Here is a 23,438-nt window from a genome sequence, read left to right as displayed (position 1 = left end):
TCAGGCCCTTTTGCGGGCCGTCAATCCGCGCAAATAGAGCACCACGATCAACAGCGCCCCGAGGATGGTCAGAACGGCGAAGCCCGACGCGATGACAGCCTGAGGTTGCCATTCCGGCGCGTGGTCCGCCCAGCGGCGCGGGATCGACATGGCACCGGAGATCAGAAACATCAGCGTGAACCCTGCGCCACCTGTCAGGAAAACGCCGACCCCCAGACGATCAAGGGTGCCAAACCCTGCCGTGCGTGCGTCTCGCACCAGCCAGGCCATGAACCCGAAGCCCATCGCGACGACGCCGAGCAGGAGGTAGATATGAAAATGCCCCGGCACCCACTGGGTATTGTGCATCACCCGGTTGACCATGATCATCCCGTCAAGGACCGCCGGAACCACCCCCACGGTCCACCCGGCCACGCCCAGAACCAGAAGCGCTGACGCCAGATCCCATTTGACCGGCCCCGCGCGCAGATAGACCAGCAATGAAAAGGCCGTGACCGCCAGAAGCGGGATACCCGACAGGTATGAGATGATTTGCCCCATGACCAGCGCCCAGGCTGGCATCGCGACGTCCTGTAGCAGGTGGTGCGGATAGATGATGACGACAAAGAGCAGGATGACGCTCCACGAAATTGCAAAGACACGCGATGCTCTCCACGGTTTGCCGGTATATTCCGGCACAATCTCGTAAACTGCGATCACCGCCATGTAGATCGCGGCGTTGATGAAGATATGGCCAAAGATATAGATCATGTTCTTGGCCAAGAGCGCGTTTACGGCGAACCCGGGCACCAGCAGGTTGACGATGCTCGCCACCAGAACTGCCGCGCCGACGACAATTCCGAGCACGTTGAATATGGTCGAGGCCATGGCCGCGATCACCGACGCAGGCGGCGCATCCTCGGGCTTGCCCTTGCCGAAAATCAACGGCCAGGCCAAGGCCCCGCCGACGCCGCCATAGGCGCGAATGAGTTGGCGACCGACCTCAAGATGCATCAGCAAGAAGCCGACGCCGATTGAAATGTACCCCAACAGGAAAATCGCCGCGGCGCCGCCCGACCAAAGGCCGCCAGACATTGCGGGAAGAGGGTAGAGAAACGTCCAGGCGCCGGCGTAACCTCCCACGAAAATGGCGCCAAGGATCAGCACAACGCCCAACAGGAAAAGGCCCAGAAAGATTGCGTAGACAGCGCCGACAAGCGGCACGTAGCGGCCCATGAAATACCACATGATCGCCGCGCCGGTCAGTCCGGCGGTGCCAACCATGCCGGCGCCATGGGCGGTAAGAATTTCGTAAAACAGAATCGGGTCGATTTCGATCATGCCGGATTGGTTGAGCCGCATGATCAACCCGAAGGTCATCATCAGGATCAGCACGACACCGACCAGGATCATCGTGAACTTCACCATCGCCGTCTGTGGCGCATACCTTGCTTCAGCCATTGTCGTCGCCCCCCTGGTTTGTCACCACTGTAAAGTCGGTAATCATCGCGTGATGGGCAACGCCGCAGTATTCGAGGCAAACCACCGTGTACTCGCCCGGTGTGTCAAAGACATACTGGACCTGATTGACATATCCCGGCATCACCTGAACCTGGAACAACAGTCGGCCGACGTCGTTCATCACGCCAAAGCCATGGGTCACGTCCTCTGTGTGCGCGTTGAATATGACCGGAACACCCTGTGGCAGTTCCGTGTTATCGATTTCCCAGTACCATTGCCCGCCTGTGACATTGATGGTGGGGGTATCCGCTGTCATTGCGACGGCTTGTGGCCAAGGCCGCAGGGACGCGATCGTAACCACGATGCCGACCGCCAGCATCGCCAGTATCAGCGCCAAGCGGCGACGTTCGACACTTCCCGGCGCCTGTGCCCTGCCGCCTGACCGGATCGCACCGATAAAGACAAGGCTGATCAATGCCATCACAACGAGGCTGATGGCCAGAACCGTCATCTGCATAGCGTCTCCTCTGCGCTTGATTTAATCGGTATTTAAGATACCTATTTCGACGGAAACTGATGACCTGTCAAGACAGTTCAGAATTTTCATGCAAATGCAGATTTCGGCCTTCTCCAGCCCCGGATTCCAGCAAGAAATAGACGCTGACGCTACTTTCGCAGGTCATCTGAATTCCGCAGACGGATTCGATTACGCATGGCGCTGACTTGTGGGGCGCCGTGCATATGGTTTTCGTTTGATTTCAGGATCCTGCATTTTGAATCTCGCCTCAAATTCCGTGATGTCGGCATCGCTGAGTTTCGCGCGGTCCACCTGCAACGTGGATTTTTTCAGTTTGATGGTCGAGGCAAAGAGCAGCGTGTATACGAACGCGTTTTCCTTAGGTTCGCCGCAGAGCGGGTTCGTTTCCACGAAAATCCGTAACCAATTGATGTAAATCTTAAGATTTGACATCTTAAACTGATAAGATATTCAAGCTCACAGGTGATCAGGCATCCACCCCCAAGGAGAAAACATGCGAGATTTTTTTATTCACTCCCTTGAGAAGCTTATCGGCGTCATCATCGTTTTGATGGGCATCGGTATCATCATCGGGTTTTTCGGAATTGCCTTTGGCGGAGGTTACGGACCTTACGGACAGTCCGGGGGGATCTTCGCTGCTTTGATTTTCCTCTTTGTCGGCGCGATTTACGTCGTCTTGATGGGAGGATTTATGTATCTGGGTGTTGGCATTTATCAGAACACTCTGCGCACTGCGAATGCGGTCGAGAAATTGACCGCGGGAAAGTAATCTCTCGGGCTCTGGGCTTGCAGGGCTGTAGTGCGGCACGAAACGGGCATGTTAAGGCGTCCAGAGGTGCCTTTTGAACTGTTATCGGCAGAAATAGACGGCGCCGCCCACCCCGACCAGCGTCACCGCACCGGCGGCAACGACGGCGGGCGCGGTCAGAGCTGCGCCAATCGAGGTTCCCGAAGTCCCCAATACGCCGGAGATGAAGCTGCCGGAGCCTTTCATGATCAGCGCCCCGGAACTGTGGCTGATGATCTCTCCAACATCGGGTGACAGCGCGGATTGCGCCGTGTTCATCGCCATATCAAGGCCCGTTTGCGCGTAGGACCGCGCTTCGTCCTTGGTGGCGTTCACGCGTTCGCAGAATGTCTTTGGGTTGTTGCAGATCAGATAGGCATTGCGATCCCCCTCAGAGAACCCCGTATAGGTATCGGCATCCTTGTCGTAGACAAGGCAGAACGGCTTGCGCTCTGCATCGGTCAGGCCGGGCGTAAATTCCCGCAGCGTCAGATAGGCGGGGCAATCCACTTTGCCCCAACGCCCGAACAGCCTTTCGCGGACCGATGTATTACCCTTCATTTCCTTTTTCAGGATGTACTGGCCGGTGCCGCTCAGATCCCTCTGCGACACGGTGTAGTCAATCTGATGAAGTGTCCCGTTTAGCGAGGTTCTGCAACTGGCCGCCCACGCAGGGGCAACGATCGCCCACTGAACTAAGGCGATGATTGAGATGCGCAGCAACATTCAGGGCTTTCTCCTTTGGTCAGTCATCCGGACTGGTGGGTGTCCGCAGCGCAGTGATGGGCCGGACGCGGTCATTTGTCCACTGCATGCGCTATCAACAAGTGCCGCCGAACCCATTTGTGATGCGCTCCACGCGGGATGTCGCCAGCGGGGACAATGGCGCGCTTTCGCCGTGAACCTAAGTCAGCACATGGTTCGTCGCGCTCAAGGGTTCCGGGGGCTGGCGGTCCAGTGCTTCTGACGCGGAAATCTCAATCGTGCGACACATCGCATCGAGCGGCAGGCCGTTCTGAACATTGCGAAACGGCAGTTCCAGCTCATTGGTCACTGCTTGGAGGCCAAAGAACACGTAGGCCACCACCGCCGAAAATACCGGGGCGAACCAACTGGTGGATTCGATCAGCGCGAAGGGCAGCAACCAGCAGTAAAGGTAGGTCGTTCGGCGCACCAGCAGGGAATACACGAAGGGCAGCGGCGTCGTCACGATCCGCTCGCATCCCGCTTGTGCCAGTGCCAATGAGGACAGTGTCTGCGAGATGGTCATCTGGCCAAAACCGCTGATGGCGTCTTTCTCACTCAGTTTGCCAATTTGATCGGCCATGGACCGTAGTGCCGCATCTGCAGGGTTGTTGCGCGCAATCATCGCTGTAGATTTCGCCTCGCCGATCCAGGGAACTATGTCAGAGCGTACGTCGACTTTTCGCAAAAAACCGCGATGAAGATGGGCAAACGCGACGGCGCAGGACAGGATATGCTCGCGGTCTGACCCCTTCCCGACAAAGACACACATGTGTCGCCCCAGATTGCGCACATCGGCGATCATTGATCCCCAAAGTTTGCGGGCCTCCCACCAACGGTCATAGGCTGCGTTGTTGCGAAACCCAAGGAACAGCGACAGCGCGACGCCAAATATCCCCATGGCGCCTATCGAAATATGCGGCAAGGTGACGACGCGTTGATCGATTACCAGGATAGTCGCCGACAACAGGGCGACCCCGATGATCCTGCCGATGATTTTCGGCACAACCGATCCTTGCATCACAAAGAAAAGTTGGAGTGAAGACGGGTGCTCTCTGACGATCATCTGATTTTCCCCATCGATTGCAGCTTCAAAAAGCGCAAGATCAGTCCAGCCCTTGGCTCAGATGGTCTAGCAGCAGCACCTCGGGCGGCAGGGGCTGGTTTTGTGGATGGATCGCGTCCGGTGCATGATGCCAACCGCGCTTCAGGTGCCCCGATCTGACGGCTGACCTGCGCTGTGGAAATCCCCAGCCGGTTGGCGGCTGTAAGGCTTGCGGTCTCTGCGTCGGCGACAAATTCGGACACTCCTTCCCAACTGGAAATCGACGCCTCCCTTGCGAACAGACGCGCCTCCATTGTTACGCTAACCTCATACTGATTTGTAAAGATATATGATTATGGCGGGATAGAAATACAGGGTGTCCCGCATATTACCCGCTGCACGAGCGACATCCCCATCAACCAAAGCGACGCGAGCCCCCTGGGACCTAGCAGTATACACACCACTTGACCCCGTTGAACCGCGACATGCGGTTCGCTATCTACCTGCCGTCGCAGACTGCGAAGGGGCAATAGGTGCCGGTGCTCTATCGGCTGTCGGTGCCGACCTTCGCCAATGAGAATTTCATGCAGAAAACCGGCGCGCAGAGCATGGCCGCAAAGCTGGGTGTTGCAATTGTCGCCCTTGATACCAGCCCGCGTTCCATTTTTCCTGTGCTGGATTTTAGCGCCATAGATGGGCGCCACGGCAAGGTTTTTTCGCAATTTTCCACCGTTTGGTGTTAGATTATGCCTGAGGCCGAGCGAAATATTCACACAAGGAGAAGAGACAATGTCCAGTTCCTATAAAGGTGGATGCGATCACGTCCACGTCAGTGCCAACGCGGAGCCGATCGACAATCACGTCTGCCATTGCAATGTCTGCAAGGGCGTGACCGGCCAGCAGACCACCCATGTGGCCTTCTTCAATTACGGCGACCTGTCGGTCGACCACCCGGAAAAGATGAATCGCCAGCCGTTCAACAAGGATAACCCCGACGGCCCGCTCGAGCTTTGCACTTGTGCCGAGTGCGGCGCCGCCCTGATGCTTGACGACAAGCAGAAACGCATCCGCGTCGCCGTGCCGAATGTCATGGGCTACAATGACTCGTCGTTCCCCGAGGCCACCTATCACGCATTTTACGACGGTTCGAAAGATTACGCCAAACCATCGGACGGTCGCCCGGTCTATGAGGGCCTGCGCCCGGAATTTGTCTGGCCCGAACCCGCCTGAGCGGGCGGTCCCATTCTTGATCTTGGCATCATCGGTCATTGTGGGCGACTGACAGACGTCACGCTGAAGCGCGCGTTACGGAAACAGGAAGGGCGCGGTTCGGCTGGCTTTTGACGTTGCCACACTGGCCGGTGGCCCTTGCGCGACGACGGCGCCGCCTTCGTCGCCAGCACCGGGGCCGATGTCGATGATCCAGTCGCTGGTTCGGGCGACCAGCATATTGTGTTCGACCAGGATGACGGAGTTGCCTGCCTCGACCAGCCCGTTCAATTGTGCCATCAGCATAGTCACATCCGCGGGGTGCAGGCCGGTGGTGGGTTCGTCCAGAACATACAGCGTGTCGCTTCGACCCGCGCGTTGCAATTCCGTTGCGAGCTTGATCCGTTGTGCTTCGCCGCCCGAAAGCTCGGTTGCGGGCTGACCGAGGCGCAGATAGCCGAGGCCGACTTGCAGCAAAGCTTCTAGGGCACGCGAAACCGCAGGTTCATCGCGGAAAAATGCGTGGGCCATGTCGACCGTCAGGTCCAGCACTTCGGCAATGTTCTTGTCGCGGTAGGTGATCTCCAGCGTCTTGGCGTTGTACCGTTGGCCGTGACATACGGGGCAGGGCGCGTAGACACTGGGAAGAAACAGCAGCTCCACGCTGACAAAACCGGCGCCTTCGCAATTCGGGCAACGACCCTTTGCGACATTGAAAGAAAAGCGCCCCACATCGTAGCGGCGTGCCTTCGCGTCGCGGGTCGCGGCGAACAGCCTGCGAACGTGGTCAAACAAACCGGTATATGTGGCAAGGTTGGAGCGCGGCGTGCGCCCGATGGGCTTTTGGTCAACGGTCACCAAACGGCGAACATGCACCATCCCACCAACAATCCGCCCGCCGGTGGCTGCCTCCAGTTCGCGCTCCAGCAACTCGGCGTCACCGCTTGGGGCTTCAAGAGGCTTCTTTTGCCCCAACGCGTCGCCAACGAGTTCGACGAGCGCCTGACTGACAAGGCTGGATTTGCCCGAACCTGATACACCTGTGACGGTTGTCAAAACCCCGAGCGGGAATTCGACGTCCAGACTCCGCAGGTTGTTTCGGTCGATCCCTTCCAGCTTTAGCCAGCCTGACGGGTGTCTTGGCGTGCGATCCGCAGAGATATCAGGCGAGAACAGATAGCGCCCGGTATGGGACTCCTGCACGCCGCGCAGGCCGTCTATCGGGCCATTGTAGACAACTTGCCCGCCATGCGTTCCGGCATCCGGCCCGATATCCACGATCCAGTCGGCATGTCGAATGACGCTGTCATCATGTTCGACAATGAACAGGGAGTTGCCGGCGCCTTTGAGTTCATCCAGCGCACCCAGCAATGCCAGCGTGTCCGATGGGTGCAGCCCCGCAGACGGCTCATCTAGAACATAGATCACACCGAACAGTTGCGAGCGGATTTGCGTGGCCAGCCGCAGGCGCTGCAACTCGCCCGGAGACAAGGTTGGCGTGCTGCGTTCCAGCGACAGGTATCCAAGCCCAAGGGCTGTTAGCGTCTCGACGCGGGCCAGAATATCGCTGGCAATGCGCTGTGCCACGATGGTTTTCTCCGGGTGCAAATCGCTCTCTTCCGGTTTTGCAGTGGCAGCACCTCGCAGCCGCCCGGCTAGCTCGCTCAGCGTGAGTTGCGACAATTCCCCAATATCCAGTCCGGCAAATTTCACCGACAGCGACTCGCGCTTCAGCTTCTTGCCGTTGCAGTCCGGGCACTCGGAAATCTGCATGAACTGTGACACACGTTTCTTGGTGCGATGGCTTTGCGTCGTTGCAAACGAGTGTAACACGTAGCGCTGCGCGCTGGTGAATGTCCCCATGTAACTGGGCGACAGGTTGCGCTGCCGCGCGATGCGCGTCTCATCTGGGTCGAACCCGGCGTAAACCGGCTCGACCGGCGTTTCGTCGGTAAACAGGATCCAGTCGCGCGTTTTCTGGGGCAGATCCTTCCACGGGATATCGATGTCATGGCCGAGCGAAACAAGGATGTCGCGCAGGTTTTGACCCTGCCACGCGGGCGGCCACGCAGCGACGGCGCGCTGCCGGATGGTTTTCGTATCGTCGGGCACGAGCAGCTTTTCTGTCACCTCAAACACGCGCCCGATGCCATGGCATCGCGGGCAGGCGCCGTCAGGTGTGTTGGGCGAGAACGCATCCGCGTAAAGCATCTGCTGCCTGCGCGGATACTGCCCGGCGCGCGAATACAGCATGCGCAGGCCGTTGGATATCGTCGTGACGCTCCCGACCGAGGATCGCGCAGACGGCGCGCCCCGTTGCTGTTGCAGCGCGACCGCTGGCGGAAGGCCGTCGATGGCATCGACGTCCGGTTCACCAACCTGATCAATCAACCGGCGCGCATAGGGCGACACGGAATCAAGATACCGGCGCTGCGATTCCGCAAACAGCGTCCCAAAGGCCAGCGAGGATTTTCCAGACCCCGAAATACCCGTAAAAACGACCAGCGCATTGCGGGGCAGATCAATGTCGATGTTTTTCAGATTGTGGACACGCGCGCCGCGCACCTGAATGCAGTGGTCAGGGTCGCAGGCGACAGTCTCAGGTTTATTTTGGGTAATTGTTCAGGTCTCGTCTGGCTATGGCAACAATATGGTCGAGCCGGTCGTTCTGCGACCTTCCAGATCCTGATGTGCCGTGACGGCATCCGCCAGTGCATAGGTTTGGTTGACCTCGATCTTGACGGCGCCCGACCCGACAACCTCGAACAGGTCAGCCACGTTGGCCTGCAATGCCTCATCCGAGGCCACATATGTGTTCAGCGATGGGCGCGTCAGATAAAGCGACCCTTTCGCCGCCAGAACGCCAGTGTCAAAATCCTTTACCGGACCGGAGGCAGAGCCAAAACTGGCCAGCAGGCCAAACGGGCTGAGGCTGTCGAGCGATGCATCTAGCGTGGCCTGACCGACACCATCATAAACCACCGGCACCCCCTTGCCATCCGTCAGCGCGCGGACCCGCTCTGCCACGTTTTCTTCGGTGTAATTTATCACCTCGTCACAGCCGAAGGATTTGGCCAGCGCGGCCTTTTCCGGTGAACTGGTCGTGCCGATGACGCGGGCGCCCAGATGTTTCGCCCACTGAACGGCAATCAGGCCAACGCCACCGGCAACCGCGTGCCACAGAATCGTATCGCCCGCTTTGACCTTGTAGGTTTCCCGCAACAAATAGCGCACCGTCATGCCCTTGAGCATCATGGCGGCCGCAGTTTCATCCGCGATTGTGTCCGGCATTTTGCTAAGCCTGTTCGCTGGCATGTTGCGCGCTTGCGAATAGGACCCCAGCGGCCCCGCGCCATAGGCAACCCTGTCGCCGTCTTTGAGATGTGTGACACCATCGCCAACTGCTTCGACAACGCCGGCTCCCTCAAAACCCAAACCGCTGGGCAAGGGCAGGGGATAGGCACCAGACCGATAATAGGTATCGAGGTAGTTGAGTCCGATGGCAGTATGGCGCAACCGTACCTGACCGGGCCCCGGAGCATCCAGGGTAACGTCTTCATATTGCATGACGTCCGGGCTGCCGGTTTTGTAAAACTTGATCGCCTTCATATGCTTGATTTCCCGACTGTGGCCATTGGTACTGCTTCCAAGAGAAACCGTATCACATTCACAAGTTAGTCCAAGTCGTCAATCGAACCTCTCATCTTTCAGATTACAAAGTGACCCATTACCCGATTTTTGCTTGCAAGCGCCTCATGCCGCGTCGGTCAAAGCAAGCAGATTTTGGCCGGATTGCAATACGCCATCCTTGATGTCGTTGGCGATGGCGTCGTGCAGAGCGGTTGCGTCGCGGGTCGTCAGCGCGGCCAGAATCTCCTTGTGGCGATCAATCTCGTAATATTCCGTGACCCGCGTGATGACCTGACGCTGGAACGGACCCAGCTGTAGCCAGATGCTTTCAATGATGGGCATCGAGGCTTGGGCCGGGTTGACCGTGTACAGCGTGCGGTGAAAGGCCTGGTTCAGCAAGGTCAGTTGGTCCAGATCTCTTTCGGACACGAACCTGTCCATTCTGTTATCAATCTCCGTCAGTTTTTCGATGATGATATCCGACACATAGGGCAGCGCGCGGTTGGCGGCATGGACCTCGACCGCGACGCGCAGCGCGACCAGTTCTTCAAAGCGATCAGGTGTCATCAAGGGCACCGTCATGCGGCGGTTATCCTTGATCTGGATCGCATGTTCCGAGCTGAGCCGCCGCACCGCCTCGCGAACCGGGGTCGGGCTAAGGCCCAGACGTTCGGCCAGCCCACGCATCGTCAGCGATGTGCCTGGCTCGATCGCACCCAGCATGATTGCGTTGCGCAGGCGCTCGTACACGTGTTCCTGTGTCGTCGCACCGGATGTTTCGGGGATATCCGGGATATTGAGTTCGCCGTTGCTGGTCATGAGGCTGCCCTTGGTAATGCCGAGTGTGGTTATATTCCGTAAAACGATTGACACAATGCGGTTAACGATATTACGAGCTATACAACGATATCACAATTTATCCAACAGTATCGAAAGGTGACGCATGTCTGACAACAAGGCCGAAGCGTGGCTGGCGCAGCACCCGGAGATTGATTCCATCTTTGCCTGCGTATGCGATCTGAACGGCACAATGCGGGGCAAGCGTGTTCCGGTCGATCAGGTTTCCAAGGTGGTGGAGGGTGGTCTACGGATGCCGCTCTCGATCGTTGGCATGGATGTCTGGGGCGAGGATGTTGAAAACAGCGAACTGGTCTTTGAGACGGGCGATTCCGATGGGTTGTGCGATTTCACCGGTCGCCCGTTGATGCCGATCACCTGGACCAGCCGCCCGACGGCGCTGGCGATGCTGTGGATGCGGCAAGAGAACGGCGCGCCGTTTCCGGGCGATCCGCGACGGGCCCTGGCGCGCGTGGCCGAGCAGTACAAGGAGCGCGGGCTGACGCCAGTGGTGGCGACCGAACTGGAATTCTATCTGGTCGATCCCACGGAGGATCACCCGCAAGCGCCACAATCACCGGTCACCGGAAAGCGTCTGGATTCCGACGGGGCGCTGTCGCTTGACGACTTGCAACATTTTGATGAATTTCTGAACGATGTTTACGACGCCTGCGAATTGCAGGGCATTCCGGCGGATGCGGCGATCTCGGAAAACGGGGCAGGGCAGTTCGAAATCAACATGAGGCATGTCGCCGATCCCTTGCGTGCCGCTGATGATGCGGTTCTGTTCAAGCGGCTGGTGCGCGGCATCGCCCGCAAACACGATTTTGCCGCGACCTTCATGGCCAAACCCTATGGCGATCTGTCGGGTAGCGGCTTTCACGTGCATTTCTCGCTGGTCGATGAAAATGGGGTGAACGTGTTCGACAATGGCGGCGATGAGGGAACCCCGCTGTTGCTGAACGCCGTGGCCGGATTGCTGGCGACGATGCAGCAAAATACCCTTACATTTGCGCCGCACGAAAATTCCTATCGCCGTCTGCTGCCCGGTGCCCATGCGCCCACCAACGTCGCGTGGGGCTATGAGAATCGCACCGCCGCGATCCGTATTCCCGGCGGAGATCCAAGGGCGCGTCGCATCGAACATCGCGTCGCCGGGGCCGATGCCAACCCCTATCTGGTGCTGGCCAGCATTCTGGGCGGGGCGCTGCTGGGCATCGAAAACGACATGCAGCCAACCGCACCGATTGCGGGCGACGCATATGCGATGAAGCTGGACAATCTGCCGCTGGACTGGGCGACAGCCATCGACGCCTTTCGCAAGGGCGGCGATGTGCCGACCATCTTCTCGCGGCGTTTGCAGACGATGCTGGTCGAATGCAAGATGCAGGAACTGCGTAAATTTGCCCGCCATGTGACCAATCTTGAATATGACAGCTATCTGGAGGTCGTGTGATGACGTTGCAGAAATCCTATGCCGGCGACGGCAGCCACACCGCCAGCTACTACGCGGCCTCGGCCAACCCCGCGCCGGAGCGGCCCGAACTGTCCGGCGATCATCAGATCGACATCTGTATCGTCGGCGCCGGATATAGCGGCCTCTCGACAGGTTTGCACCTTGCGGAAAAGGGCTACAAGGTCGCCATCATCGAGGGCGCACGGGTCGGCTGGGGTGCCTCGGGGCGCAATGGCGGGCAGATCGTCAACGGGCTGAACGCCAGCTTGCAGACGATCAGGAAACGCTATGGTCAGGATACGGCCACGTTCGTCGCCGGTCTGGTGCAGGAGGGCGGCGAGATCATTCGCGAGCGGATCAGCACCTATGACATCAAGTGCGATTTGAAGGAAAAGAACATCTTTACCGGCCTGACCAGCGCCCATATGGGCGAGCTGGAGGACCGGATGAAGCTGTGGGCCAGCTACGGCATCAAGAACCAAGAGATGCTGGACAAGACCGAGCTGCGCAAACACGTCAATTCCGACCTCTACGCGGGCGGGCTGATCGACCATTCCGGCGGCCATATGCACCCCTTGAATCTGGCTTTGGGCGAGGCGGCGGCGTTCGAGAAGAACGGCGGCACGATCTATGAAATGTCGCCGGTCATCGACGTGGATCACGCGGCGGCCCGACCCGTGGTCAGAACCGCCAAGGGGTCAATGACCTGCAAGACGCTGGTTCTGTGCGGCAATGCCTATCTGGGCCATGTGGTGCCGACGCTGACCGCGCGGGTGATGCCGGTCTCGACGCAGGTGATGGCGACCGAACCCTTGGGCGAGGCGCGCGCGCAGGAATTGCTGCCGACGGATACCTGCATCGAGGATATCCGCTATATTCTTGATTACTATCGTTTGTCCGGCGACAATCGCATGCTGTTTGGCGGCGGCACGGTTTACGGTGGTGCAGATCCCAGCGATATCAAAGCCAAGTTGCAGCGCAACATGGACAAGGTGTTCCCGCAACTGAAGGGCGTCAAAATCGACTACGCCTGGAGCGGTAATTTCGCCCTGTCGTTCAGCCGCGTGCCGCAGATGGGCCGTATCGGCGACAACACCTATTTCGCGCATGGCTACAGCGGCCATGGCGTTACCGGATCACACACCTTCGGACGCATCCTGTCAGAGGCGATTGACGGCGACCTGACAAGGTTCGACGTGTTCGCCAAGGTGCCGTGGTATCCATTCCCCGGCGGGCGCATGTTCCGCGTTCCCTATTCGGCGATGGGCTCGTGGTGGTATGGGCTGCGCGACAAATTCGGGATTTGATCAGGTTTTGATGCGGATACCGGCGTCACGCCAGTTCGGCAGATCCTTCTGGGCGCACCAGATGCGCGATCATGCCCGAAGTCAAATCGTCTGCAACTATGAACGCATTGCGTTCATAGTTGAGATGGCTCCAGATAAATGGCTCCAGATAAGAAGAGTCTCCGCTACCACCGCGTGGGGGTCAGCTAGACGATGCGCATGGATTTGGCGGCTTACTCTTCGTTGGCCGGAAAAGTTTCGAGATAGGCGATTACGTTCTCAATATCGTCTTCCTTGCGCAAACCGGGAAAGGTCATCTTGTTGCCAGGAATAAAATCCCGAGGCTTTTTGAGATATTCGGCGATGTTTTCATGGGTCCAGGTCAATCCATCTTCACCTGCCGCGACCATGGCAGTGGAATACTTGAAATCCTCGACAGCCGCCGCATGACGATCGACAACACCGTTCAGGATCGGCCCCACGCCGTTCTTGGCATCGTCGCCCACCTTATGGCAGGCCTTACATTTCTTGAATACTTTTTCGCCCTTCTCGGCGTCGCCAGCGGCAAACGCGGCAGTTGAAAGCATCGCGATCGCGGCGGCACTTGCGAAAATATGTTTGATCATTGTTCGCTCCTTGGGGTCAGATAAGTCAGTTACGGAATGGTTTGGCGGGTCAGGGTCCGAATATACTAGCTGATTGGTGACTAATTTCAGATAGATGATAGGTTTGAATATGACGTTGCGCAACATCAAACCACTCCCTGCTTGGCTCAGCGATAATCCACCAATCTCCAATAGATGGACTGTTATCTCAGTTGACTAATGGAACGCCGATAGATGGTACATGTCGCCCTGCGAGAGTGCACAGAGCACTCACATCAACCTCCAATTTCTACAGTATTCGCGCCACAATCACAAGGAAACTGGTATCATAGGCAAAGGGCTGCCGTTGACGGTCGCGCGGTTTGACCGTGCCGTTGGCAGGCCAATCGCGTTGCTGAAATGGAGGAAGATCCATGTTTGAGGCAGTGGTTACGCTGTGCCTGATCGGGACGCCGCAGATGTGCCGTGACGTTCTCTTGCCCGGTTTCGAAGCCAGCACCCCCGAGGCCTGCATGCAGGCACTGGCGACCGCCGATCTGCCGCAGTTCCCGGACCTTCGCGGCGCCGCGGCGGTGTGTCGGCCTCTGGGCGCCGGGGCCGCATTCACGCAGATCGCGCCGGGTGTGTTCGCCCATCGGGGGATCGTCAGCGATGCCGCGCAGGACAATCTGGGCGATGTGGCGAATATCGGGTTCGTGGTCGGGTCACGCGCGGTCGCGGTGATCGATACCGGCGGCTCGCGCATGGTGGGAGAGTCGGTCTATCGCTCGATCCGGCGCGAAACTGATCTGCCGATAAGACATGTGGTCCTGACGCATATGCATCCTGATCATGTGCTTGGGGCGTCGGTCTTTGCCGATGCGGGGGCCGAGATTGTCGGACATGCGCGGCTGGCCGACGCATTGAGAGACCGCGCGCCAAACTATCTGGACACGTTCGCCGAGAGGATCGGCAAAGCGGCGTTCATCGGCACCACGGTCGCCCTGCCGACAACCGAGTTCAGTGAGAGCCTGACGATCGACCTTGGCGGGCGCGCGCTGGAATTGCGCGCATGGCCGACGGCGCATTCGACCACGGATATCACGGTGCATGACAGCCACAGCGGCGTCCTGTTTACCGGGGATCTGGTGGTTGATGTGCAGACACCGTCGCTTGACGGATCGTTGACGGGTTGGCAGGCGGTCCTGGCAGAGATGGCCGCACTTGATCTGTCACAGATCGTACCGGGTCATGGCGGGCCGCTGCTGGACTGGCCCGAGGCGTCGGTTCCGATGCTGCGCTACCTCGATGTTCTGGGCGACGATACCCGTGCGGCCATCGCGGCGGGCAGCAGCCTTGGCGAAGCGGTTGAGACCATCGGGCAGAGCGAAGCGGCGAACTGGCAGTTGTTCGACCTTTTCAACCCGCGCAACGCGACCGTGGCGTTTACCGAATTGGAATGGGAATAGGCGCGGATAGCTTGTCTTCAAGCACCAGCCATATGTAACGCATTGCAATTCAAGACATACCCGAAGCGTTCTACTGCGGCACCTCGCTAAGCAGCAGCTGCGCAATGGCATACAGCCGCTGTTCCAACAGCACGGGCGTTTCACAGACATAGGTGAGCGAGCGGGATCGATCCTGAAAGACCCGCTCGTCCCACGCGATCTGCTGCTGCAAGCTGTTTATCGCGTCCCGATCGGGCGGGGTCGCCGCTGTCAGGTCGTTCATACTGATACGGGCCTCGTCGATCCGATCGGACAGTGCGATCTGTTTCTGTGCATATTTCCCGATACCCGCGATCAGCGCACGGCGGTCACGGTTGATCCTGTCGAAGATGTGCAGGAACATCTGCCCCATCTCGGCCTGCGTCACGTCGGGATGCTCGGTGACGAATTGCGCGATCAGGGTCTTTGCCTCGTCCAGATCGACGCGGCGCTGTTCCAATTTTGCCGCCAGATCCGCAGCGTCGGCTGCGATCGCCTCACGCAGCGGTGCCTCATTTATGGGATGGGGCCACATCAGACCCGGCGACAATGTTTCGACCTTGCGCTGGACGCAGGGCCAGGTCGGATCGCCGGGATTGGCGGCATAGGCCGGGGCAGGGGCGGTCAGGGCCACCAGACAGAGGCTGAAAATACGTGATCGGATCATCTCTGCAAACTCCTTTGACAGATGAGATCAGTTGACAGATGAGATCAGTGTTCCGTGATCATTCTTTGCGCCGACGCGCTGCGGGGAAACATACACCAAGGTCGCAATTGCGTGAAATCCGTCGGGATTTATAGTTTTGCACATGCAGGGGGTGAGCCTGCCGTCCATCTATGCGGTCGTGACCTACCGGGGAGCATGATGAAGATCGTTTCGCAGAACAAATGTTTCGGAGGTGAATTGACCGTGTTCCGGCACGACTCCGACAGTTGTGGAACCGAAATGAACTTTGGCATCTACCTGCCACCACAGGCGCAGTCCGGGCCGGTGCCGTTGCTGTGGTATCTGTCAGGGCTGACCTGCACCCACGAAAACGCCATGACGAAGGGCGGGATGCAACAGCATGCGGCGCACCACGGCATCGCGCTGATCTTTCCCGACACCTCGCCGCGCGGCGAGGGGGTGGCGGACGACGACTCGTACGATCTGGGGATGGGTGCGGGGTTTTACGTGAATGCGACGCAAGCGCCGTGGAAGGCGCATTTCCAGATGTATGACTACATCGTCAAGGATCTGCGTGCGGCGGTTCAGGCCGAGCTTCCGATCAGCGCAAACCACGGGATCACCGGGCACTCGATGGGCGGGCACGGGGCGCTGACGATCGCGATACGCAATCCGGATCTGTTCCAATCGGTGTCTGCGTTTGCGCCTATCGCGAACCCGACCCGATCCGATTGGGGAAGAAAGCAGTTGAGTTCCTATCTGGGCGACGACGAATCGACCTGGGCCGATTACGACGCGTCGATCCTGCTGCAAGAACGGGGCTGGCAAGGCGATATCCTGATCGATCAGGGCACCAATGACCAGTTTCTGGACCTGCTGTGTCCGCAGGCCCTTTCGGACGTGATCTCAAGGCGCCGTCAGCCTGCCGTGCTGCGGATGCAGGAGGGCTACGATCACAGCTATTTTTTCGTATCGACATTCGCCGCCGATCACGTCGCCTGGCACGCCGAGCGTCTGAATGGGGCGGCAAACGGGGGAGCATGACAAGACGACGCGCATAGATAGGTGGGGCGCGCACCGAGCATCAGAACGACCGATCTGCTGACAAACCTGCGGCGAAGTAACAAGCCGATTGTGGATCATCACGTTAAGATTTAACGAAATAGGGAGGTTAAAATGCATAAGTTTCTGACTTTGACGTCTGCAATCGCGTTGTGCTCGGCCGGGATGGCCAGCGCGAACGAGGAATTGCAAAATCTGATCGATGATCCCGGCCAGTGGGCCATCCAGACCGGAGATTACCAGAATCATCGGTATTCGGTGCTGGATCAGATCACCAAGGACAACGTGGGCGACCTTCAGGTGGACTGGACGTTCTCGACCGGGGTTCTGCGTGGGCACGAAGGGGCGCCGCTGGTGATTGGCGACGTGATGTATGTGCATACGCCGTTTCCAAACATCGTCTATGCGCTCGATCTCAAGGATGACGGGCGGATTATCTGGAAATACGAACCCAAGCAGGACCCTGCGGTCATTCCGGTAATGTGCTGTGACACGGTCAACCGCGGCGTCGCCTATGCCGACGGCAAGATCTTCCTGCATCAGGCTGATACCACACTGGTGGCGCTGAACGCCGAGACCGGAGAAGTCGACTGGAGCGTGCAGAACGGCGACGCGTCCATTGGCGAAACCAACACCGCGACGGTGATGCCGGTCAAGGACAAGGTGCTGGTCGGCATTTCGGGCGGTGAGTTCGGCGTGCGCGGGCACCTGACCGCGTACAACATCGCCGACGGGACGATGGCGTGGCGCGCCTATTCGCTGGGCCCTGACGAGGACATGCTGATCGATCCGGAAAACACCACGCATCTGGGCAAGCCGATCGGCGAGAATTCCTCGCTCGATAGCTGGGAGGGCGATCAGTGGAAGATCGGCGGCGGCACGACCTGGGGCTGGTACAGCTACGATCCCGAACTGGATCTGGTCTATTACGGCACCGCCAACCCCTCGACTTGGAACCCTGCACAGCGCCCCGGCGACAACAAGTGGACGATGACCATCATGGCACGCAATCCCGATGACGGGATGGCGAAATGGTTCTATCAGAAGACCCCGCATGATGAGTGGGATTATGACGGCGTGAACGAAAACATCCTCGTCGATCAGGAGATCGACGGTGAGATGCGCAAGCTGTTGGTTAACTTCGACCGCAACGGCTTTGGCTACACGCTGGACCGTGAAACGGGCGAGTTGCTGGTGGCGGAAAAGTTCGATCCCGCCGTCAATTGGGCGTCCGAAGTGGTGGTGGACAAGGAGTCGGACCAGCACGGTCGTCCTCAGGTCGTGGCCGAATTCTCGACCGAACAGAACGGCGAGGACGTGAACACGACCGGGATCTGTCCGGCGGCGCTGGGGTCCAAGGACCAGCAGCCGGCGGCATTCTCGCCCGAGACCGGGCTGTTCTACGTGCCGACCAACCATGTCTGCATGGATTACGAACCGTTCCGGGTCAACTACACCGCCGGGCAGCCTTATGTCGGGGCAACGCTGTCGATGTATCCGCCCAAGGAAAGCCATGGCGGCATGGGCAACTTCATCGCCTGGGACGCCACGAAAGGCGAGATCAAGTGGTCGCTGCCCGAGAAATTCTCGGTCTGGTCCGGCGCGCTTGCAACGGCGGGCAACGTGGTCTTCTACGGCACCCTCGAAGGCTATCTGAAAGCGGTCGATGCCGAGACCGGGGATGAACTGTACAAGTTCAAAACTCCGTCGGGCATCATCGGCAACGTCATGACTTACACGGTGGATGACAGGCAGTATGTCGCCGTCCTGTCAGGCGTGGGCGGCTGGGCCGGTATCGGCCTTGCCGCAGGTCTGACCAACCCGACCGATGGTCTGGGGGCGGTGGGGGGCTATGCCTCGCTCAGCGATTACACCGCGCTCGGAGGGCAGCTGACGGTCTTCTCCGTGCCGGAGTAACCTGTTTTGCCCAAACGTTCGGCCGACACGGAGTAACCTCGTGTCGGCCGCCACGATGACCTAACCGAGGACACTGTATATGCGACATCTTCAGTTTCTGCTGCTGTGCGGCATGGCATTCGCTCCGGGCCAGGCTGCCCTTGCACAGGACGACGCGGCGGCGAAGGCCAAAAATATCACCGTGGCCTATAGCGAGGACGGGCGCTATTTTACCGAAGACGACATCCCGACCTACAATATCGCCGAAGATGGTACGGTGGACTGGCAGACCTATTCCGGCTTTCGCCGTTACCATTCGGAATGTCACGTCTGTCACGGGCCGGATGGCGAAGGGTCAAGCTACGCGCCGGCCCTGAAAGACTCCGCCGTCGACATGGATTACTACGATTTCTACGATGTGGTCGTGAACGGCCGCGAGAAAGTTACCGCATCGGAAACCTCGGTCATGCCCGCCTTTGGCGAGAACCGCAATGTCATGTGCTATCTTGATGACATCTACGTCTATCTCAAGGCTCGCGGGACCGACGCAGTGGCGCGCGGGCGCCCGGCCAAGAAGGAAGCCAAAAGCGATGCCATTCGCGAAGAAGAAGACGCCTGCATGGGCTAAGATGATTTGCGCCTGCGCCACAGCCATTCTGTTTGGCGCAGGCGGCGCGGCGGCGCAGGTCTCGGATCTGGTGTCGAAAACCGCGTTGCGTGTCTGCGCTGACCCCGCCAATCTGCCGATGTCCGACCAAAGCGAGCAGGGGTTCGAGAACCGTCTGGCCGATTTCGTTGCCGAAAAGCTGGGGCTGCCGATTGAATATACCTGGTACCCGATGGCGACTGGTTTTATCCGCAACACGCTGCGGGCCAATCGCTGTGATGTGGTCATCGGCTATGCGCAGGGCCATGAACTGGTGCAGAACACAAATCACTACATGACATCGGCCTATTCGCTGATCACCAAGGCAGGCGGGCCGCTGGCAGATGTCGACCACCTCGCCGATCCCCGGCTGAAGGGGGCCGTGATCGGGGTTGTCGCCGGGTCGCCGCCGGCCAGCCATATGGCGCGCAATGGGCTTATGTCGAACGTGCATGGCTACGACCTTATGGTCGATCGTCGTTATGAATCGCCCGTCGACGACATGCTGGCCGATCTTGAGGCCGGGCGGCTGGACGCCGCCGCTGTCTGGGGGCCGATCGGCGGGCCGCTGGTCAAACAGGGCTTTCCCGATCTCAAAGTGACGCCGCTGCTGAAGGAAACCCTGCCGCCACGGCTGTTTTTTCGCATCACGATGGGCGTGCGCCTTGGCGAGAAAGTCTGGGAGCATGAGCTGAACGCGCTGATCCGGCGCAACCAGACTGAAATCAGCACGATCCTGAAAGACGCGGGCGTGCCGCTGATCAACGATATGGGCACCGCCGCACTGGAGGTTTCACCATGATCCGTGCGTTGCTATTTGCGCTGTTGATCCCGTTCGCCGCGTTCGCGCAGGAGGTTCCCGAGCCTGCGGATTACCGGATGGAAGCGTATCTCGCTCCGATCCCGTTGACCCTGAAAGGGGCCACCGCCGTCGATGCCAAGGCGGCATTCGCGCTGTGGAAAACGGATCGCGTCGCCTTTGTCGACGTGCTGCCGCGCCAGCCCAAGCCCAAAAACCTGCCCGAAGACACGCTGTGGCACGATCAACCGCGGATCTCGGTGCCCGGCGCGATCTGGCTGCCCAATGTCGGCTATGGTGCCATCGCGGCGGAAACGGCAGATTATTTCAAAGCCGGGCTGGACGAGGCGACGGGTGGCGACCCCGCCATGCCGATTGTGGTGTTCTGCCGCGACGATTGCTGGATGTCCTGGAACGCGGCCAAGCGGGTGCAGGAGTGGGGCTACAACCACGTTTTCTGGTTTCGCGGTGGCACTGACGATTGGGCGGCGCATGAATACCCGATGGAGGAGGTGGAGGCCAAACCCGAGCCGTGAGGCTTCACGGTTTGAAAAAGGCGGTTTTCAGGATGTAGCGTATGCCGCGCAGCCACGAGTCGTCCGTGTTCGAGCGGATTTCAACCACGCGATACGCGACGACTTCTTCGGTCTCGACATCGCGCATGACCAGATTCATAGCCAGAATGAGGTTGGACACTTTCTGCACGACGCCGACCAGAACGTAATCCGCGCCCAGTTCCCGCGCCATGCGGATCTCGCAGCCGTAACAGTTGGCAGGGTTCGTGGTGCTTTCCAGGTTCTCGGCAATCGGGGCGAGGTCGAGCAGCGTCAACCCGTGATCGGTGAACTGCGTGCGCACTTCGCCCTCTAGCAGAGCGAGGCGATCAGCCTCGTCTTGTCGCGGGCCGCTATAGGCCCCCTCGGTCGAAGTATCTAGAAATGTTATGCCCAGAAATGCAACGCTCGCGTCCTCGCGAATTTGACCCGTCGCTGCCGTGACGACAGCACATATCAGAGCAATTGAGACGAGCGCTGCTTTCATGCGGCATATGTTACCGTCTGCCGCCAATCTGGCAATCAGCCAAAGGTATAGGTTTCGTTTGCGCGCACTCCTGTCGCAAACTCGATTTTACCGTATCTTGGGAGGGGGTTACTTGAGGCTGATCACTGCAATTTGTGCTAGTGTTCTGGCGTGTCTTCTGGCCACTATGCCCCTGTCGGCGCTGGAAATCCGCACAGCGGTGTTGCGCGTCGATTACCCGAGCCTTGCGCCCATCTCGCGGTTTGACATGATTCCGGGCGACATGGGCTTTGCCGGTGCGATCCTTGGCAACGAGGATAACGCCACGACGGGGTCCTTTCTGGGGATGGAGTTCAGCGCCGAATATGTGGCGACACCGCCAGACATGGCGGGCGAGGCGCTGGAATTGCTGCTGGCCGACGGGATCAGGCTGATCGTGGTGCTGGCCGGCGATGATGATCTGCTGAAACTCGCGGATGCCGCCGGGGAGGATGCGCTGATCCTGAATGCCATGGCCCGTGGCACCGCGCTGCGCGATGATCAATGCCGCGCCAACGTTCTGCATGTCGCGCCCAGCCAGGCGATGATGGCCGATGCGGTGGCGCAGTTCGCCATGTGGAAGAAATGGCCGCGCTGGTTTCTGATCGAGGGGTCGAACGACGCTGATCGTGCCCTTGGCGAGGAATATCGCCGCGCTGCGCAGAAATTCGGTGCCAAGCTTGTCGAAGAGCGCACCTTCGAAGACACGGGTGGATCGCGCCGCGCCGATACCGGGCATGTCCTTGTGCAGCGCCAGATCCCGGTGTTCACCCAAGGCGCGCGAGAACATGATCTGGTAATTGCAGCAGATGCGTCGGACGTCTTTGCGCTCTACCTGCCGTTTCACACGTGGTCAGCGCGCCCGGTGATGGGCTCGGCGGGGCTGCGCCCTGTTACCTTCCATGCGGCCCATGAATCCTGGGGTGCGACGCAATTCCAAAACCGGTTTGAAAAGCTTGCGACGCGCTATGTCAGGGACGAGGATTATCAGGCCTGGCTGGCGGTGCGCGTGATCGGTGAGGCGGTGATCCGCACCAACAGCGCCGATCCGGCGACTCTAAGGGGCTATGCCTTGGGTGACAATTTCGAACTGGCGGCGTTCAAGGGGCAGGCGGTCACCTTTCGCAACTGGAACGGTCAACTGCGCCAGCCAATCCTGTTGACCGACAGCAAGGTGACGGTCAGCGTCTCGCCGCAAGAGGGCTATCTGCATCAGCGAACTGCGCTGGATACGCTGGGTCTGGACGCGCCGGAATCCGCCTGCACGGCTTTTGAAAAATGAGGTGCGCGATGAAATCTGTCTTTCTTTTGCTCGGCTGTCTGGGCGCGTTTGCCCCCCCTGCGTTTGCCAACAAGGTGTTCGTCAGCAATGAAAAGGGGAACAGCATCACCGTTCTGGACAGCGACACTTGGGAGGTGCTGACGGAGTTCGACGCCGGCAACCGCCCGCGCGGTATCGGGATCAGCCCGGACGGAAAGCACGTCTATGTCTGCGCATCCGACGACGATACCATCCGGGTCTTCGATGCCGACACCTACGAGGAACTTTGGACCCTGCCGTCCGGTCCCGACCCCGAGTTGTTCACCCTGCACCCCTCGGGCAATCCGATCTATGTTGCCAATGAGGATGACAACATCGTCACGGTGATCGACACGGAAAAGCGCAGGGTCATCGCCGAAATCCCCGTCGGGGTCGAACCCGAAGGCATGGCGATCAGCCCCGATGCAGCTTTTGTCGTTAACACATCCGAAACCACCAACATGGCGCATTTCATCGACACCGGTGATTATCAGATCAAGCACAACGTGCTGGTCGATCAGCGCCCCCGCTATGCGGTCTATACCGATGATGGCACCCGGCTGTTCGTCAGCGCCGAGATCGGCGGAACGGTCAGCGTGATCGACCCCAACGCCGAGGGCGGCCCGGAGCTGCTGAAGAAAATCGAGTTTGCCGTGCCCGGTGTCGAGCCGGAATGGCTGCAACCCGTGGGTATGAAAGTGACGTCCGATGGCCGCTGGCTGTTCGTGGCGCTTGGCCCCGCGAACCGGGTCGCGGTCGTCGATCTCAGCGCCGACGAGGTCGCCGACTACATCCTTGTGGGTCAGCGGGTCTGGCAACTGGCGTTCACGCCGGACCAGAAATACCTGATCACGACCAACGGCAATTCCAACGACGTGACGATCATTGACGTGGCGGCGCAAAAGGCGCTGAAATCGGTGCAGGTCGGGCAGCAGCCCTGGGGCGTCGTGGTCGCACCGGATTGAA

Annotated in this window: 24 protein-coding genes; 13 read left to right on the top strand and 11 right to left on the bottom strand. The window is 59.2% G+C overall.

The window, feature by feature from the left end; all coding sequences use genetic code 11:
- From FGD77_RS15985 to FGD77_RS15975, 3 genes are all read right to left on the bottom strand, one after another.
- Complete coding sequence (locus FGD77_RS15985) at nt 1–1,440, bottom strand: cbb3-type cytochrome c oxidase subunit I (protein ID WP_255011157.1); 1,440 nt, start codon at nt 1,438–1,440, stop codon at nt 1–3.
- Nucleotides 1,433–1,957, bottom strand: coding sequence for a cytochrome C oxidase subunit I (locus tag FGD77_RS15980; RefSeq protein WP_255011154.1), 525 nt, complete (start codon nt 1,955–1,957; stop codon nt 1,433–1,435). Before FGD77_RS15980 ends, FGD77_RS15985 begins: the two co-directional genes overlap by 8 nt.
- Nucleotides 1,958–2,146: 189 nt before the next feature.
- On the bottom strand, nt 2,147–2,368 hold the full coding sequence (locus FGD77_RS15975; RefSeq protein ID WP_255011153.1) for a hypothetical protein: 222 nt from the start codon (nt 2,366–2,368) through the stop codon (nt 2,147–2,149).
- Nucleotides 2,369–2,471: 103 nt separating this feature from the next.
- On the opposite strand from FGD77_RS15975, the gene FGD77_RS15970 reads away from it, so the two are divergent.
- Nucleotides 2,472–2,747: a hypothetical protein gene (locus tag FGD77_RS15970; protein ID WP_255011152.1), complete on the top strand. Its 276-nt coding sequence runs from the start codon at nt 2,472–2,474 to the stop codon at nt 2,745–2,747.
- Between the two features lie 81 nt (nt 2,748–2,828).
- Here the strand turns inward: FGD77_RS15970 and FGD77_RS15965 are convergent, their stop codons facing one another.
- On the bottom strand, nt 2,829–3,491 hold the full coding sequence (locus FGD77_RS15965) for a hypothetical protein (RefSeq protein WP_255011151.1): 663 nt from the start codon (nt 3,489–3,491) through the stop codon (nt 2,829–2,831).
- 178 nt (nt 3,492–3,669) lie between these two features.
- Entirely contained in the window at nt 3,670–4,575 is a 906-nt protein-coding gene (locus FGD77_RS15960; RefSeq protein ID WP_255011150.1) for a bestrophin family protein, read from the bottom strand.
- 512 nt (nt 4,576–5,087) lie between these two features.
- On the opposite strand from FGD77_RS15960, the gene FGD77_RS15955 reads away from it, so the two are divergent.
- Together FGD77_RS15955 and FGD77_RS15950 are read left to right on the top strand one after the other, a co-directional pair.
- Complete coding sequence (locus tag FGD77_RS15955) at nt 5,088–5,297, top strand: hypothetical protein (protein WP_255011149.1); 210 nt, start codon at nt 5,088–5,090, stop codon at nt 5,295–5,297.
- Nucleotides 5,298–5,343: 46 nt separating this feature from the next.
- Nucleotides 5,344–5,784 (top strand): GFA family protein, encoded by a 441-nt coding sequence (locus FGD77_RS15950; RefSeq protein ID WP_255011147.1) that lies wholly within the window; start codon nt 5,344–5,346, stop codon nt 5,782–5,784.
- Nucleotides 5,785–5,859: 75 nt separating this feature from the next.
- On the opposite strand, the gene FGD77_RS15945 is transcribed toward FGD77_RS15950, so the two are convergent.
- The 3 genes from FGD77_RS15945 to FGD77_RS15935 form a co-directional block, all read right to left on the bottom strand.
- On the bottom strand, nt 5,860–8,328 hold the full coding sequence (locus FGD77_RS15945; protein WP_255011145.1) for an excinuclease ABC subunit UvrA: 2,469 nt from the start codon (nt 8,326–8,328) through the stop codon (nt 5,860–5,862).
- 72 nt (nt 8,329–8,400) lie between these two features.
- Nucleotides 8,401–9,372: a quinone oxidoreductase gene (locus tag FGD77_RS15940; RefSeq protein WP_255011144.1), complete on the bottom strand. Its 972-nt coding sequence runs from the start codon at nt 9,370–9,372 to the stop codon at nt 8,401–8,403.
- 144 nt (nt 9,373–9,516) lie between these two features.
- Nucleotides 9,517–10,212, bottom strand: a complete 696-nt coding sequence (locus FGD77_RS15935) for a GntR family transcriptional regulator (protein WP_255011143.1) — start codon at nt 10,210–10,212, stop codon at nt 9,517–9,519.
- A 124-nt stretch (nt 10,213–10,336) separates the two neighbouring features.
- Here FGD77_RS15935 and FGD77_RS15930 point away from each other — a divergent pair, with 124 nt between their 5' ends.
- Together FGD77_RS15930 and FGD77_RS15925 are read left to right on the top strand one after the other, a co-directional pair.
- The gene (locus FGD77_RS15930) at nt 10,337–11,686 is read left to right on the top strand and encodes a glutamine synthetase family protein (protein WP_255011142.1); all 1,350 of its coding nucleotides are present in this window, start codon (nt 10,337–10,339) and stop codon (nt 11,684–11,686) included.
- Nucleotides 11,686–12,993: an FAD-binding oxidoreductase gene (locus tag FGD77_RS15925; protein ID WP_255011141.1), complete on the top strand. Its 1,308-nt coding sequence runs from the start codon at nt 11,686–11,688 to the stop codon at nt 12,991–12,993. Before FGD77_RS15930 ends, FGD77_RS15925 begins: the two co-directional genes overlap by 1 nt.
- Nucleotides 12,994–13,205: 212 nt before the next feature.
- Here the strand turns inward: FGD77_RS15925 and FGD77_RS15920 are convergent, their stop codons facing one another.
- Complete coding sequence (locus FGD77_RS15920; RefSeq protein ID WP_255011140.1) at nt 13,206–13,598, bottom strand: cytochrome c family protein; 393 nt, start codon at nt 13,596–13,598, stop codon at nt 13,206–13,208.
- 392 nt (nt 13,599–13,990) lie between these two features.
- On the opposite strand from FGD77_RS15920, the gene FGD77_RS15915 reads away from it, so the two are divergent.
- The gene (locus FGD77_RS15915; protein ID WP_255011139.1) at nt 13,991–15,025 is read left to right on the top strand and encodes a quinoprotein relay system zinc metallohydrolase 2; all 1,035 of its coding nucleotides are present in this window, start codon (nt 13,991–13,993) and stop codon (nt 15,023–15,025) included.
- Between the two features lie 70 nt (nt 15,026–15,095).
- Here FGD77_RS15915 and FGD77_RS15910 read toward each other — a convergent pair whose 3' ends face one another.
- A complete protein-coding gene (locus tag FGD77_RS15910) occupies nt 15,096–15,710 on the bottom strand; it encodes a hypothetical protein (protein ID WP_255011138.1) in 615 nt (204 codons plus the stop codon).
- Between the two features lie 198 nt (nt 15,711–15,908).
- Here FGD77_RS15910 and fghA point away from each other — a divergent pair, with 198 nt between their 5' ends.
- The 5 genes from fghA to FGD77_RS15885 all read left to right on the top strand — a co-directional run bounded on the left by fghA (nt 15,909) and on the right by FGD77_RS15885 (nt 20,649).
- Entirely contained in the window at nt 15,909–16,754 is an 846-nt protein-coding gene (gene fghA / locus FGD77_RS15905) for an S-formylglutathione hydrolase (RefSeq protein ID WP_255011137.1), read from the top strand.
- A gap of 183 nt (nt 16,755–16,937) precedes the next feature.
- A complete protein-coding gene (locus tag FGD77_RS15900; protein WP_303626502.1) occupies nt 16,938–18,689 on the top strand; it encodes a methanol/ethanol family PQQ-dependent dehydrogenase in 1,752 nt (583 codons plus the stop codon).
- Nucleotides 18,690–18,768: 79 nt separating this feature from the next.
- The gene (locus tag FGD77_RS15895) at nt 18,769–19,296 is read left to right on the top strand and encodes a c-type cytochrome, methanol metabolism-related (protein ID WP_255011135.1); all 528 of its coding nucleotides are present in this window, start codon (nt 18,769–18,771) and stop codon (nt 19,294–19,296) included.
- Nucleotide 19,297: 1 nt separating this feature from the next.
- Entirely contained in the window at nt 19,298–20,116 is an 819-nt protein-coding gene (locus FGD77_RS15890; RefSeq protein ID WP_255014275.1) for a substrate-binding domain-containing protein, read from the top strand.
- Nucleotides 20,113–20,649, top strand: coding sequence for a PQQ-dependent catabolism-associated CXXCW motif protein (locus tag FGD77_RS15885; RefSeq protein ID WP_255011134.1), 537 nt, complete (start codon nt 20,113–20,115; stop codon nt 20,647–20,649). Before FGD77_RS15890 ends, FGD77_RS15885 begins: the two co-directional genes overlap by 4 nt.
- 4 nt (nt 20,650–20,653) lie before the next feature.
- Here FGD77_RS15885 and FGD77_RS15880 read toward each other — a convergent pair whose 3' ends face one another.
- Nucleotides 20,654–21,154 carry a DUF3280 domain-containing protein gene (locus tag FGD77_RS15880; RefSeq protein WP_255011133.1) on the bottom strand — a complete coding sequence of 167 codons (501 nt, stop codon included), beginning with the start codon at nt 21,152–21,154 and terminating at the stop codon, nt 20,654–20,656.
- 166 nt (nt 21,155–21,320) lie between these two features.
- On the opposite strand from FGD77_RS15880, the gene FGD77_RS15875 reads away from it, so the two are divergent.
- Both FGD77_RS15875 and FGD77_RS15870 read left to right on the top strand, forming a co-directional pair.
- On the top strand, nt 21,321–22,454 hold the full coding sequence (locus tag FGD77_RS15875) for an ABC transporter substrate-binding protein (protein WP_255014272.1): 1,134 nt from the start codon (nt 21,321–21,323) through the stop codon (nt 22,452–22,454).
- 8 nt (nt 22,455–22,462) lie between these two features.
- On the top strand, nt 22,463–23,437 hold the full coding sequence (locus tag FGD77_RS15870; RefSeq protein ID WP_255011132.1) for a YVTN family beta-propeller repeat protein: 975 nt from the start codon (nt 22,463–22,465) through the stop codon (nt 23,435–23,437).
- Nucleotide 23,438: the final 1 nt, after the last annotated feature.

The organism is Roseovarius sp. M141, from assembly GCF_024355225.1.
In the GTDB taxonomy this organism is placed as follows: domain Bacteria; phylum Pseudomonadota; class Alphaproteobacteria; order Rhodobacterales; family Rhodobacteraceae; genus Roseovarius.
This window is presented reverse-complemented; position numbering and strand designations above follow the sequence as displayed.

Excerpts from the sequence above, each read along its gene's own strand:
- FGD77_RS15985 (WP_255011157.1), bottom strand. The coding sequence starts at position 1,440 with ATGGCTGAAGCAAGGTATGCGCCACAGACGGCGATGGTGAAGTTCACG.
- FGD77_RS15980 (WP_255011154.1), bottom strand. The coding sequence starts at position 1,957 with ATGCAGATGACGGTTCTGGCCATCAGCCTCGTTGTGATGGCATTGATC.
- FGD77_RS15970 (WP_255011152.1), top strand. The coding sequence starts at position 2,472 with ATGCGAGATTTTTTTATTCACTCCCTTGAGAAGCTTATCGGCGTCATC.
- FGD77_RS15965 (WP_255011151.1), bottom strand. The coding sequence starts at position 3,491 with ATGTTGCTGCGCATCTCAATCATCGCCTTAGTTCAGTGGGCGATCGTT.
- FGD77_RS15960 (WP_255011150.1), bottom strand. The coding sequence starts at position 4,575 with ATGATCGTCAGAGAGCACCCGTCTTCACTCCAACTTTTCTTTGTGATG.
- FGD77_RS15950 (WP_255011147.1), top strand. The coding sequence starts at position 5,344 with ATGTCCAGTTCCTATAAAGGTGGATGCGATCACGTCCACGTCAGTGCC.
- FGD77_RS15940 (WP_255011144.1), bottom strand. The coding sequence starts at position 9,372 with ATGAAGGCGATCAAGTTTTACAAAACCGGCAGCCCGGACGTCATGCAA.
- FGD77_RS15935 (WP_255011143.1), bottom strand. The coding sequence starts at position 10,212 with ATGACCAGCAACGGCGAACTCAATATCCCGGATATCCCCGAAACATCC.
- FGD77_RS15930 (WP_255011142.1), top strand. The coding sequence starts at position 10,337 with ATGTCTGACAACAAGGCCGAAGCGTGGCTGGCGCAGCACCCGGAGATT.
- FGD77_RS15925 (WP_255011141.1), top strand. The coding sequence starts at position 11,686 with ATGACGTTGCAGAAATCCTATGCCGGCGACGGCAGCCACACCGCCAGC.
- FGD77_RS15920 (WP_255011140.1), bottom strand. The coding sequence starts at position 13,598 with ATGATCAAACATATTTTCGCAAGTGCCGCCGCGATCGCGATGCTTTCA.
- FGD77_RS15915 (WP_255011139.1), top strand. The coding sequence starts at position 13,991 with ATGTTTGAGGCAGTGGTTACGCTGTGCCTGATCGGGACGCCGCAGATG.
- FGD77_RS15910 (WP_255011138.1), bottom strand. The coding sequence starts at position 15,710 with ATGATCCGATCACGTATTTTCAGCCTCTGTCTGGTGGCCCTGACCGCC.
- fghA (WP_255011137.1), top strand. The coding sequence starts at position 15,909 with ATGAAGATCGTTTCGCAGAACAAATGTTTCGGAGGTGAATTGACCGTG.
- FGD77_RS15900 (WP_303626502.1), top strand. The coding sequence starts at position 16,938 with ATGGCCAGCGCGAACGAGGAATTGCAAAATCTGATCGATGATCCCGGC.
- FGD77_RS15895 (WP_255011135.1), top strand. The coding sequence starts at position 18,769 with ATGCGACATCTTCAGTTTCTGCTGCTGTGCGGCATGGCATTCGCTCCG.
- FGD77_RS15890 (WP_255014275.1), top strand. The coding sequence starts at position 19,298 with ATGATTTGCGCCTGCGCCACAGCCATTCTGTTTGGCGCAGGCGGCGCG.
- FGD77_RS15885 (WP_255011134.1), top strand. The coding sequence starts at position 20,113 with ATGATCCGTGCGTTGCTATTTGCGCTGTTGATCCCGTTCGCCGCGTTC.
- FGD77_RS15880 (WP_255011133.1), bottom strand. The coding sequence starts at position 21,154 with ATGAAAGCAGCGCTCGTCTCAATTGCTCTGATATGTGCTGTCGTCACG.
- FGD77_RS15875 (WP_255014272.1), top strand. The coding sequence starts at position 21,321 with ATGCCCCTGTCGGCGCTGGAAATCCGCACAGCGGTGTTGCGCGTCGAT.
- FGD77_RS15870 (WP_255011132.1), top strand. The coding sequence starts at position 22,463 with ATGAAATCTGTCTTTCTTTTGCTCGGCTGTCTGGGCGCGTTTGCCCCC.